Origin of the sequence: Chryseobacterium sp. CBTAP 102, from assembly GCF_003201365.1 — a bacterium.
Taxonomy (GTDB): domain Bacteria; phylum Bacteroidota; class Bacteroidia; order Flavobacteriales; family Weeksellaceae; genus Chryseobacterium; species Chryseobacterium candidae.
On record NZ_QICX01000009.1, the window covers coordinates 127969 to 140041 of the forward strand.

Annotated in this window: 10 protein-coding genes; 9 read left to right on the top strand and 1 reads right to left on the bottom strand. The window is 37.3% G+C overall.

Annotated features, from left to right (window positions below):
* Positions 1 to 279: 279 nt before the first annotated feature.
* The 3 genes from C8D70_RS13775 to C8D70_RS13785 all read left to right on the top strand — a co-directional run bounded on the left by C8D70_RS13775 (position 280) and on the right by C8D70_RS13785 (position 4187).
* On the top strand, positions 280 to 1968 hold the full coding sequence (locus C8D70_RS13775) for a M23 family metallopeptidase (RefSeq protein ID WP_110367676.1): 1689 nt from the start codon (positions 280 to 282) through the stop codon (positions 1966 to 1968).
* Between the two features lie 75 nt (positions 1969 to 2043).
* Positions 2044 to 3336, top strand: coding sequence for a phenylacetate--CoA ligase family protein (locus C8D70_RS13780; RefSeq protein ID WP_110367677.1), 1293 nt, complete (start codon positions 2044 to 2046; stop codon positions 3334 to 3336).
* Between the two features lie 242 nt (positions 3337 to 3578).
* On the top strand, positions 3579 to 4187 hold the full coding sequence (locus C8D70_RS13785) for a hypothetical protein (RefSeq protein WP_110367678.1): 609 nt from the start codon (positions 3579 to 3581) through the stop codon (positions 4185 to 4187).
* A 31-nt stretch (positions 4188 to 4218) separates the two neighbouring features.
* On the opposite strand, the gene C8D70_RS13790 is transcribed toward C8D70_RS13785, so the two are convergent.
* Positions 4219 to 5475, bottom strand: coding sequence for an NAD(P)/FAD-dependent oxidoreductase (locus C8D70_RS13790; RefSeq protein WP_110367679.1), 1257 nt, complete (start codon positions 5473 to 5475; stop codon positions 4219 to 4221).
* Positions 5476 to 5572: 97 nt separating this feature from the next.
* Between C8D70_RS13790 and hutH the strand changes: the two genes are divergently transcribed.
* The 6 genes from hutH to C8D70_RS13820 all read left to right on the top strand — a co-directional run bounded on the left by hutH (position 5573) and on the right by C8D70_RS13820 (position 12073).
* Positions 5573 to 7093 (top strand): histidine ammonia-lyase, encoded by a 1521-nt coding sequence (hutH, locus tag C8D70_RS13795; RefSeq protein ID WP_181416133.1) that lies wholly within the window; start codon positions 5573 to 5575, stop codon positions 7091 to 7093.
* A 78-nt stretch (positions 7094 to 7171) separates the two neighbouring features.
* A complete protein-coding gene (fabG, locus tag C8D70_RS13800) occupies positions 7172 to 7903 on the top strand; it encodes a 3-oxoacyl-ACP reductase FabG (RefSeq protein WP_076595473.1) in 732 nt (243 codons plus the stop codon).
* 1 nt (position 7904) lies between these two features.
* Positions 7905 to 9125, top strand: coding sequence for a beta-ketoacyl-[acyl-carrier-protein] synthase family protein (locus C8D70_RS13805; RefSeq protein ID WP_076595474.1), 1221 nt, complete (start codon positions 7905 to 7907; stop codon positions 9123 to 9125).
* Between the two features lie 4 nt (positions 9126 to 9129).
* Entirely contained in the window at positions 9130 to 9384 is a 255-nt protein-coding gene (locus C8D70_RS13810) for an acyl carrier protein (protein WP_034692469.1), read from the top strand.
* Between the two features lie 117 nt (positions 9385 to 9501).
* A complete protein-coding gene (locus tag C8D70_RS13815) occupies positions 9502 to 10386 on the top strand; it encodes a lipid A biosynthesis acyltransferase (RefSeq protein ID WP_110367681.1) in 885 nt (294 codons plus the stop codon).
* A 160-nt stretch (positions 10387 to 10546) separates the two neighbouring features.
* Positions 10547 to 12073 (top strand): phytoene desaturase family protein, encoded by a 1527-nt coding sequence (locus tag C8D70_RS13820; RefSeq protein ID WP_110367682.1) that lies wholly within the window; start codon positions 10547 to 10549, stop codon positions 12071 to 12073.

The following is a 12073-nucleotide window of genomic DNA, read 5'->3' on the forward strand; positions in this document are numbered from 1 at the left end:
AATGGGAAAGGTGAGAAAAAGTGAATGATGAATGGTCAATACGTGAATTTTTCTGGGTGTTTTTTATATAAAAATTTATGCAATTTATTCAATAGGAGTGGGCTATTATCCTGAGCATAGTTGAAGGAAGCCCATTTAAATAATAAAAATATATCCAATGGCTTTAGAGCCAAAACCTACAACATAATCATCTGTGAAAATCTGTGAAATCTGCGGTCAAAAAATAAGCATAACTTAAAAATTCGTATATTTAATTAGACGTATAAACCCAAATGCTGTATGAAAATCTTTTATCACCTGATGCTTTTTGTTTGTTTTATCAACACGGGCATTGTAGAAGCTCAAAATAATTATCCCCAGAATTATTTCAGGAATCCTCTCAATATTCCCATGCAGCTGGCAGCCAATTTTGGAGCTATCCGGACGAATCACTTTCATATGGGATTGGATCTGAGAACCAATAGCCAGGAGAATTTACCGGTTCTTGCAGCAGCAGACGGCTATGTAAGCAGAATAAAAGTAGAGCGCTACGGATTTGGAAATGCAGTGTACATTACTCATCCCAATGGCTATACAACGGTATATGCTCACCTGAACAAATATTTTAATGCACTTGATGAATATGTAAAGGAAAGACAATACAAAGACGAAAAATGGGAACAGGACATTACTTTTCAACCCGGACAGTTTCCGGTGGAAAAAGGACAGCAAATTGCGTTAAGTGGAAATACCGGAGGGTCTGCTGGGCCACATCTGCATTTCGAAATAAGAGATACCAAAACAGAGGAATGCCTTAATCCTTTACTTTTTGGCTTTGTTATTCCCGATAATATAGCGCCCATCATCAGCGGACTGTATTGGTATGACCGACGTTTCAGTACTTATGAACCAGGAGCGAATGGAATAGCAGTCAAAAAAGTAGGGAATGTTTATACTTCTAACCTCGTTCAGGTCAATTCTCCGGAAATAAGTTTGGGCATTAAAGCTGTAGATAAGGCCAATCAAAGGTTTAATCTGGGGATTTATAATGCAGAGTTATTAATGGATGGAAAGTTGATTTACAGTTTTAAAATTGATAAAGTACATTATGATGATACCCGTTACATCAACGGCTGTATAGACTATACTAAATTCATCAGGGATAAAACAGCAATTCAGCATCTTTCAGCTTTACCGGGAATGAAACTCAGGAATTACAGCCTTCCTGATTTAACAGGAATTATCCATCTTCAGGATGAAAATGTGCATACCATTGAAATTGTCCTGAAAGATGTCAAAGGAAACACAAGCCGGTTAACAACAAAACTTCAGTTAAGCAAGACCTCAGACAAAATATCTTCTACGCCAAAAACAATAATGGCTAGCGAAGCCAAAACCATTACCACAGAAAATACAGAGATTAATTTCAGCAAAAATGCAGTGTGTGATGCCATAAATTTCAATGCCTATGAAAGACCTGATATAGATCCGAATGCGGTTTCAAATACAATTGTTTTGCATAGTCCATACATTCCTGTTCAGGATGAATATACTTTGAAAATAAAGTCAAATAGAAAATTAACGAGCACGGAAAAAGATAAAGCCGTTATTCTTCTTGACTATGGCAGTGATAAGAATGTAGTCAAGGTGAAATGGAATGGTGATTGGGCAGAAGGGAAATTCAACAGATTGGGTATCGCAAAACTCTTAATAGACAATAACCTGCCATCTGTTTCATCAGCTTGGAAAGAAGGAGCATTGGTTAATAGCAGTTCATTGCTTTTAAAAGGAACAACGAAAGCAGGAGACATTATTTCATTCCGTGCCGAACTGGATGGGAAATGGCTGCGCTTTGCCCGTGTAAAAGATAATTTTGTCTACATTTTTGATGAAAAATGTCCTAAAGGAAGCGGTTCTCATACTTTAAAAGTAACCACAGTCAATACAGCAGGAAATACCAACACGCAAACCTTTACATTTCAGAGATAAATAATCTTTAATGTCTCAATCTTTTTAATCTTTTAATTTTAATTAGATAAATTTGCCTTTTAAAAATTAAAATCATTGGAATTTCATCCGTCAATCGAGAAAGCAGGGGCTCAGGAAATCAAATTGTTTCAGGAAGAAAAACTTCATGAACTATTGACCTACCTTAAAGCCCATTCCCCTTTTTATCAGAAACTGTTCAGAGAAAATAATATCAATATTGCTGACATTCGTACGTTGGAAGATCTTCAGAAGATTCCTACCACCACAAAGAATGATCTTCAGCAGTTTAATCATGATTTTTTCTGCATCCCGCCGGATAAAATTGTTGATTACAGCACCACTTCCGGAACATTGGGAGATCCGGTTACTTTTGGATTGTCTGACAGTGATCTTGAAAGACTGGCGTACAATGAAGCAATCTCTTTTGCCTGTGCAGGAATTCAGAAAGGTGATGTTGTGCAGATGATTACCACCATAGATAAAAGGTTTATGGCTGGGCTTGCTTATTTTCTTGGTTTAAGAAAAATGGGGGCAAGCGTGGTGAGAATGGGACCGGGAATTCCTGAACTGCAGTGGGATTCTATTTTCAGATACAAACCAAAATATCTGATTACCGTACCTTCTTTTCTGCTGAAAATGATTGATTTTGCCGAAAAACAGGGATTGGATTATAAAAACTCCAGCGTTTACGGGGCTGTGTGTATAGGAGAAAGTATCAAAAATCAGGATTTTACAGATAATATTCTTTCCCAGAAGATCAAGGAGAAGTGGGATATCCAACTCTTTTCTACCTATGCGTCTACCGAAATGAGTACCGCTTTTACAGAGTGTGAATTTCAAATCGGAGGACATCACCATCCGGAACTCATCATTACAGAAATTCTTGATGATGAAGGAAATCCGGTAAAAGAAGGAGAAAGTGGTGAACTGACGATTACAACATTGGGAGTAGAAGCTATTCCTTTGTTGAGGTTTAAAACAGGAGATCTTGTAAAAGCTCACTATGAGCCGTGCCAGTGTGGAAGAAATACGATGAGGTTAGGACCTGTAGTAGGAAGAAAACAACAGATGATCAAATACAAAGGAACAACGCTGTATCCACCTGCAATGAACGATATTCTGAATGATTTCAACAAAATATTATGTTATCAGATCATTATCCAGGCTAACGAAATCGGGCTTGACGAAATTATCATTAAACTGAGTACAGAAGAAGAGCACGACAGCTTTGTGAATGAAGTAAGAGATCATTTTCGTGCAAAATTAAGAGTAAGCCCGAAAATTGAAATCGTAGATTTTGATATTTTGTCTAAAACGGTTTTTAATCCCAACAGCAGAAAGCCAATAACTTTTATTGATTTAAGATAAAGTTAAATGTAAATGAGAGTAAAAATTCGCTTTTTATAATACCTTTAAAGACTTAATAAAAAAACTAATATCTTATGAAAAAACTATTGTTGCTATTCTTTGTAGCAATGGCAATTGCAACTTTTGCTCAAAATCAGATTAACTTTGAACAGGGAAATTTTGATTTTTTTAGACCGTTTTTTATAGTCAATTATTAATAAAAGTAAATATCTTTAAGTACTTAAATAGCAAAGCTAATATCTATGAAAAAAATATTATTACTGACATTTCTGATCATGATGACAATGGCTTTCGGACAGGGGAAAATGGAGCTTGTTTCAGGAGATTTCCAGGCTTTAAAAGATCAGAAAGAAGTGAATATTGAGTTTAGATTTGATAATGTATTGTTTATGAAAGAAAACTTTACAGAAGCTCAATATCTCGAAAACAGAAAAGAAGATGTTCTAGCTAATCCGAAAAGAGGAAAAGAAGGATGGAAACAATGGATCGGAGAATGGGAACGATATAAAAAAGAAGAGTATATCAACTATTTTGCAAAAGGTTTAGGTAAATACTACAAAGATGTTATATTCAAAAAGGATGGTTCTGCTCAATATACCTTAATTGTAGATACAAAATGGCTTTTCCCGGGATGGCATGGCGGAATGATCGTGATGGAAGCACAATTAAGTGGAAATATAAAACTGGTGGAAGCCAGTAATCCTTCGGTGGTTTTGGCTGAAGTACAGCTGAATAAATTTGATAAATTTATTCAAAGCAAGGAAGAAGTTATGGAATATGGAAGAATCGCCACAGTATATGAATCAGCGGGAAGATATCTGGGAAGAGAAATTAAAAAATCTATGAAATAACAAAAACGGTCTGAAAATTCAGACCGTTTTTCTATGCTTGATTTTGCTGTTCCTGTTTTTCTAGCTTGATCAGGTTCGCAAGATTTTTAATCACCGTATCATGCTTTTTAACAAAAGGATTGTCTTTATTCCAGACATATCCGGCTAAGACTGCACAGATCTTTTTCTTTACATCAGGATTTTCCGGTTGATGGAAAAATAACTCCTGAAGATTTCCGGTATACCATTCTTTTACATAGGTGGTGAAAACATCCACTCCATATAAGATATAATCTGAGTATTCCTTCTGCCAGTCAATTTTTTCTCCGTTTAGTTGTCTTAACGCCAATTTTGCGGCCAGCATTCCGGATTCTGTGGCAAAAGCCATTCCTGAAGAGAAAACCGGATCAAGGAATTCTGAAGCATTCCCTGTTAAAGCAAATCCGTCCCCGAATAAACTTTTCACCGAACATGAATAATCTTTCAGATGTTTAGGCTCAAAAAGGAAATCTACATCCCCAAAACGTTTTACATAATAATCAGAAAGAGAAATCGCCTTTCTTAAAGCTTCTGCAGCATCTCCGTTTTCAGATAATCTGTCGATATATTCAGTAGGACCTACAATTCCTACACTGGTATTTCCATTGGAAAAAGGAATTACCCAAAGCCATACTTCTGTTTCAATGATGTCAAAAGAAATTAAAGTCCCTTCTTCTCCCGGTGCTCTGTTGATATCGTTTACATGAGAGAAAATCGCAGAGTGAGGGGAAAGTTTTGAAGGTTTTTCAAGATCAAGCAGACGAGGTAATACTCTTCCGTAGCCGCTGGAATCAATCACAAACTTAGCATGGATCTCTTTCGTTTTCCCATCTTTATTTCTTACCTTAGTCACAGAATTTGTTCCGTCAAATTGAATGTCAATAACTTCGGTTTCAAATTCAAGATCAATCCCTTTATTAATGACCTCCTGAGCAAGAGTATTATCAAAATCAGCTCTCGGAACCTGCCAGGTCCAGTCCCAGCCCTCTCCGAATTTGTTGCTGAAATCAAAAATGCAGACTTCATCGCCGCGAAGGAAACGTGCTCCCAGCTTTTTTTCAAAGCCCATTTTGTCTAATGCAGGGAAAAGTCCTGCCTCATCAAAGTGGTCCATTACTCTGGGAATTAAGCTTTCTCCAACTACCAGTCTTGGGAATTGTGTCTTTTCGACTACTTTTACGCTGACGTTATTGTTCTTCAGGTACGAAGAAGACACGCATCCGGAAGGTCCGGCTCCGATTACAAGAACGTCAACAAATTCTTTGCTCATCTTTGATTTTTTATTTTAATAATAACTTTTATCTTTGCCGCAAAATTAGTGACAAATAATTATATTTTACAAAATTATCAACTATTACTTTTAATTGATGAAAATAAATAACTTTTTAGAACTGAAAGACTTTCAAAAAATTATCATTGAGAATGAAAAAATAGAACTGGATGAATCACTTTTGTCAAGAGTGGATAAAAGTTTTCAGTTTTTAAAAGAGTTTTCAAAAAATAAAGTAATATATGGTGTGAATACCGGTTTTGGGCCAATGGCTCAGTTTAAAATCAGTGATGAAGATACACACCAGCTTCAGTACAACCTTATCAGAAGCCATTCTTCAGGAATCGGAAACCCTTTACCTGCAGAAGAAGTAAAAGCATGTATGCTGGCAAGACTGAATACCTTGTCACTAGGGAATTCGGGAGTGCATCAATCTGTTATTTATCTGCTTCAGGAACTGATCAACAGAAATATTACTCCGTTGATCTTTGAGCATGGGGGAGTAGGAGCAAGCGGTGACCTTGTTCAGCTGGCTCATCTTGCTTTGGTATTGATTGGAGAAGGAGAAGTATTTTATAAAGGAGAAAGAAAATCTACCAAAGACGTTTTTGAAACAGAAGGATTAGAGCCGATAAAAGTAGAGATCCGTGAAGGTCTTGCTTTGATGAACGGAACTTCCGTGATGTCAGGAATCGGTATCGTGAATGCTTACAAAGCCAATCAGCTTACAGATATTTCCCTAAGACTTTCCTGTGCCATCAATGAAATTGTACAGGCTTATGATGACCATTTTTCTGCAGCATTGAACGGGACAAAAAAACATTACGGACAGCAGAAAGTAGCTGAAAGAATGCGTGCTCACCTGGCAGACAGTAAACTGATCAGAAAAAGAGAAGATCACCTTTATACCCATTTTGAAGAACAGGAAAAAGTATTCAAGGAAAAAGTGCAGGAATATTATTCATTAAGATGTGTTCCTCAGATTCTAGGTCCGGTACTGGATACGTTGGAATACACAGAAAAAGTTCTTGAGAATGAGATTAATTCAGCGAATGATAACCCGATTATCAATGTTGAAGACCAACATGTTTATCACGGAGGAAACTTTCATGGCGATTATATCTCTCTGGAAATGGACAAGCTTAAGATTGTAGTAACCAAACTGACCATGCTTGCAGAAAGACAGCTTAATTATCTTTTGAATTCGAAAATCAATGAAATTTTGCCTCCTTTTGTGAATTTAGGTAAATTAGGTTTCAATTTCGGGATGCAGGGTGTACAGTTTACAGCAACTTCTACCACTGCGGAAAGCCAGATGTTGTCAAACCCTATGTATGTTCACAGTATTCCCAACAATAACGATAACCAGGATATCGTTAGTATGGGAACAAACGCTGCGGTGATCTGCAGAAAAGTAATTGAAAATGCCTTTGAGGTATTGTCCATTGAAGCTATTACGATCATCCAGGCTGTTGAATATCTTGGATTTCAGGATAAGGTTTCATCATCTACGAAAGAACTGTATGATGAAATCAGAAAAATTATTCCTGCATTCTCAGACGATATGGTCATGTATCCGTATCTGGAGGAAGTAAAGAAATACCTGAAAGGAATGTAACTATTGCCTGCTATGGATTGTCTTCTAAGAAAGGGATAGCATAAAATTAAAAAACTAAAACGATATAAACACTAACGCATGAAATGTGCAATTGTAACAGGTGGCTCCAGAGGGATCGGGAGAGCAATCTGTATAAAACTGGCTGAAGAGAAAAACTATCACATCCTTATCAACTACGCTTCAAACGAAATCGCAGCCAACGAAACATTGGCTAAAGTGGAAGAACTTGGAGCAACGGGAGAAATTCTTAAATTTGATGTAGGAAACACCGAAGAAACACAATCTGTTTTAACGGAATGGCAGGAGAAAAATCCAGATGCGGTGGTAGAAGTGATCGTCAATAATGCCGGAATCACAAGAGATGGTCTTTTTATGTGGATGCAGAAAGAAGACTGGAACAGTGTGATCAATACAAGTCTGGACGGATTTTTTAACGTAACCAATTTCTTTATTCAAAAGCTGCTTCGTAACAAATACGGAAGAATCATCAATATGGTTTCCGTATCGGGAGTAAAAGGAACAGCCGGACAGACGAATTATTCTGCGGCAAAAGGTGCTTTGGTGGGAGCTACAAAGGCTCTTGCTCAGGAAGTTGCGAAGAGAAATGTTACCGTAAATGCTGTAGCGCCTGGTTTCATCAAAACAGATATGACTCAGGAGTTCAATGAAGAAGAACTGAAAGCAATGATTCCGGCCAACAGATTCGGAGAAGCAGAAGAAGTAGCAGATCTTGTCGCATTTTTAGCATCTAAAAAATCTTCATACATAACAGGAGAAGTGATTAATATTAACGGAGGAATTTATTCATAACATGGAAAATAGGGTTGTAATTACCGGAATGGGAATTTATTCCTGCATCGGGACGTCTTTAGAAGAGGTCAGGGAATCCCTATATCAAGGAAAATCCGGTATTGTTTTAGATCAGGACAGAAAAGAATTTGGTTTCAGGTCTGGTCTTACAGGAGTTGTTCCGAAGCCCGATCTGAAAAACCTTCTGAACAGACGCCAGCGTGTCAGCATGGGAGAGGAAAGTGAGTACGCTTATCTGGCTACCCTTGATGCATTGAAACAGGCGAATCTGGATGAAGAATTCTTAGATTCTCATGAAGTGGGAATCTTATACGGAAATGACAGCGTTTCCCAGGCAGTCGTAGAATCTATCGATATTGCAAGGGAAAAGAAAGATACAACATTGATGGGATCGGGAGCGATCTTCAAATCAATGAACTCAACGGTAACGATGAACCTTTCTACGATTTTTAAACTGAAAGGGATCAATCTCACCATCAGTGCAGCATGCGCAAGCGGTTCACACTCATTGGGGCTGGCTTATATGATGATCAAAAATGGTTTCCAGGACATGATTATCTGCGGCGGAGCTCAGGAAACCAACAAATATTCCATGGCGAGCTTTGACGGATTGGGAGTGTTCTCAGCCAGAGAAGATGAGCCTGCAAAAGCATCCAGACCTTTCGATGTAGAAAGAGACGGATTGATTCCGAGTGGAGGTGCAGCCACTCTGATTGTTGAAAGCTTAGAATCTGCCCAAAGAAGAGGCGCTCCGATTATTGCCGAAATTATTGGGTATGGTTTCTCTTCAAACGGAGGCCATATTTCAACCCCTAATGTGGACGGACCTGCTCTGGCAATGGACAGAGCCTTAAAACAGTCAGGATTAAAAGCTTCAGACATCGATTATATCAATGCTCACGCAACTTCTACTCCGATTGGTGATGCCAACGAAGCAAAAGCCATTTATGAGATCTTCGGGAGTGAAGTTCCGGTAAGTTCTACCAAATCTATGACCGGACACGAATGCTGGATGGCAGGTGCAAGTGAAGTTATCTACTCCATTCTGATGATGCAGAACGATTTTGTTGCTCCCAATATCAATCTGGAAAACCCTGATAATGAAGCAAAAAAGATAAATTTAGTCGCAAAAACAATAAATCAAAAAATTGATGTATTTTTGTCGAATTCTTTTGGGTTTGGGGGAACCAATTCTGCACTAATAGTTAAAAAATTTGATTAAAAACATGGAAAGGGAAAAAATTGTTGCTATTGTTAATGATTTTCTTGTCAACGAATTCGAGGTAGACGGAGACGAAATCAGTAACGATGCCAACCTTAAAAATACACTGGGCTTAGACAGCCTGGATTATATCGACATGGTAGTCGTGATCGAATCCAATTTCGGGGTGAAATTAGGAGAAGCAGATTTCAAAAAAATGGTAACATTTGATGATTTCTATACAACGATTGAACATAAGATTGCTGAAAAAAACGCTTAGTTATTGAGTAATTCTTTATTCTATACAATGGGCCAATGTAATAATATCACCGTGATCTGCCCGCAGACACTTTAAAGGTATTGTTACATTGGTTCTCTCTTATATTAAATTCTATCTATGAACAAGTGGAAAGGTAAATCTAAAGGAACAGTACTCGGATACAGAATATTCGTCTGGTGTATTAGAAATATCGGGATCAGAAGTTCATATGGGGTGCTGTATTTTGTGGCCGCCTATTATTCGCTGTTTCAGAAGAAAAGTAACCAATACATTCTTTATTATTTTCAGAAAAGACTGAATTACGGATACTGGAAATCCAAAGCTTCCATCTTTAAAAGCTATTTTACTTTCGGAAAAGTTCTGATTGATAAAACCGCTATTTCTGCAGGACTCAGAGAAAAATATACCTATGAATTTGATGGTATTGAAAACCTCAGAAATCTTTTAGCTGCTAAAAAAGGAGGAGTGCTCATCAGTGCGCATATTGGTAATTTTGAGATTGCTGAACATTTTTTTGCAGATATTGATTTTGACTGTCAGATCAATCTGGTCACTACAGATCAGGAAGTTACCGTCATTAAGGAATATCTGGAAAGTGTTGCGGTAAAAAAGAGTAACATCAAGTTCATCTATGTAAAAGAAGATATGTCTCATATCTTTGACATCAATCAGGCTTTATCCAATAATGAGCTTATCTGCTTTACCGGAGACCGTTATTTCGAAGGATCCAAATATCTGGAGGCAGAACTGCTTGGGAAAAGTGCAAAATTTCCGGCTGGTCCGTTTTTGATTGCCTCAAGATTAGGTGTTCCGGTAGTATATGTTTATGTAATGAAAGAGGATAATCTTCATTACCATCTGTATGCAAGAGTGGCACAGAATATCAAAAACCGCGATTCACAAGGGCTTTTACAATCTTACGTCCGGAATCTTGAAACCATGGTTAAAAAATACCCGCTCCAATGGTTTAATTATTTTGATTTTTGGGACGATGTTGATTAATTTTTCTATTTTTATCCCATAAAAAACGAATAAAAACTAAAAACCATTAAGATATACCGAGATTTAAGAGAACCCATGAAATTTCTATGCTTACTTTACTCAAATAAGCTTTAAATATCTTAAATTCCCTGTTTCTTAATTATTTAAAACACATTCTCTTTTGAAGAAAGCATACGACATACTTGTAATCGGCAGTGGATTGGGAGGTCTTGTTTCAGCTCTTATTTTGGCGAAAGAAGGTCTTAAAGTATGCGTTCTGGAGAAGAATAACCAATATGGAGGAAATCTGCAGACCTTTTCAAGAGATAAACTTATCTTCGATACAGGAGTTCATTATCTGGGAGGTTTATCCAAAGGGCAGAATTTAAATCAGTTCTTTTCCTATCTGGAAATCATGAATGATCTTGAACTTCAGCTGATGGATGAAGACGGCTATGACAAAATCAGTTTTGGGGATGATGAAATAGAATATCCTCACGCTCAAGGCTATCAGAATTTTGTTGAGCAGCTATCCAAATATTTTCCCGAAGAAAAAGAAAACCTTGAAAACTACTGTGAAGAAATTCAATACGTATGCAGCCAGTTTCCAAGGTATCATGTGGTGGGAAAAGACAGTTACAACGAGGAAATACTGCACCTCAATACCAAAAGATTTATCGAATCCGTTACCCAGAACAAAAAGCTTCAGGCTGTTTTACTGGGTTCGAATTTTTTATATGCCGGAGACTCGGAGAATGTTCCCTTTTATGTGCATGCTTTGACGGTAAATTCTTATATCCAAAGTGCTCACAAATGCGTGAGAGGAGGAAGCCAGATCTCTAAACTTTTAATCAGAAAACTTCGGGAATATGGAGCTGAAGTACACAAGCATTCAGAAGTTTCAGAATTCATTTTTAATGAAAATAATACACTAACTTCTGTAAAAACAAAGACAGGAAAAGAATACGCCGCAAAACAGTTCATTTCAAATATTGAGATTCGTTCCACTATTAAACTTATTGGTGAAGAAAGACTTAAAAAATCTTTTCTGAACAGGGTGTTAAGCTGGAAACCGGTTTCATCATGCTTTAGTATTTATATTGTTTTAAAACCTCATTACCTTCCGAATTTTAATTATAACAGATACCACTATTCATCAGAAGACCTGGTATGGAATGCCTTCCGGTACCGAAAAGAAGTGTGGCCGGAGACTTACATGCTTTCGTCTACTCCTTCTAAGCATCATCCTGAATTTGCAGAAAGCCTTACCGCGATTTCTTATATGGATTTTGATGAGGTAAAAGAATGGGAGAATACGTTCAATACTGTTGCCGATGAACATGAGAGAGGAACAGCCTATGCAAGATTTAAGCTGGAAAAAACAGAAAAAATGCTTGATGCCCTGGAACATAAAATCCCTAACATAAGGCATGCCATCAAAACAATATATACTTCTTCTCCCTTATCATACAGAGACTATATCGGGAATTTTGAAGGAAATATGTACGGATACATGAAAAGCTCGGAAAATCCTCTTAAAACGATGGTTTCTCCCCGTACCAAAATTGACAATCTTTTTCTGACGGGACAATCTGTGAATATGCATGGGATCTTAGGGGTTACGATCGGAGCCTTTAATACCTGTGCTGAAATGATTGGAAAAGAAACCATAGATATGCGGCTGACCCAAATGATTAATAAAAAATAA

Coding starts and splice junctions, on each gene's coding strand:
- hutH (WP_181416133.1), top strand. CDS start 5,573: ATGAAAATAAATAACTTTTTAGAACTGAAAGACTTTCAAAAAATTATC.
- C8D70_RS13775 (WP_110367676.1), top strand. CDS start 280: ATGAAAATCTTTTATCACCTGATGCTTTTTGTTTGTTTTATCAACACG.
- fabG (WP_076595473.1), top strand. CDS start 7,172: ATGAAATGTGCAATTGTAACAGGTGGCTCCAGAGGGATCGGGAGAGCA.
- C8D70_RS13810 (WP_034692469.1), top strand. CDS start 9,130: ATGGAAAGGGAAAAAATTGTTGCTATTGTTAATGATTTTCTTGTCAAC.
- C8D70_RS13805 (WP_076595474.1), top strand. CDS start 7,905: ATGGAAAATAGGGTTGTAATTACCGGAATGGGAATTTATTCCTGCATC.
- C8D70_RS13815 (WP_110367681.1), top strand. CDS start 9,502: ATGAACAAGTGGAAAGGTAAATCTAAAGGAACAGTACTCGGATACAGA.
- C8D70_RS13790 (WP_110367679.1), bottom strand. CDS start 5,475: ATGAGCAAAGAATTTGTTGACGTTCTTGTAATCGGAGCCGGACCTTCC.
- C8D70_RS13785 (WP_110367678.1), top strand. CDS start 3,579: ATGAAAAAAATATTATTACTGACATTTCTGATCATGATGACAATGGCT.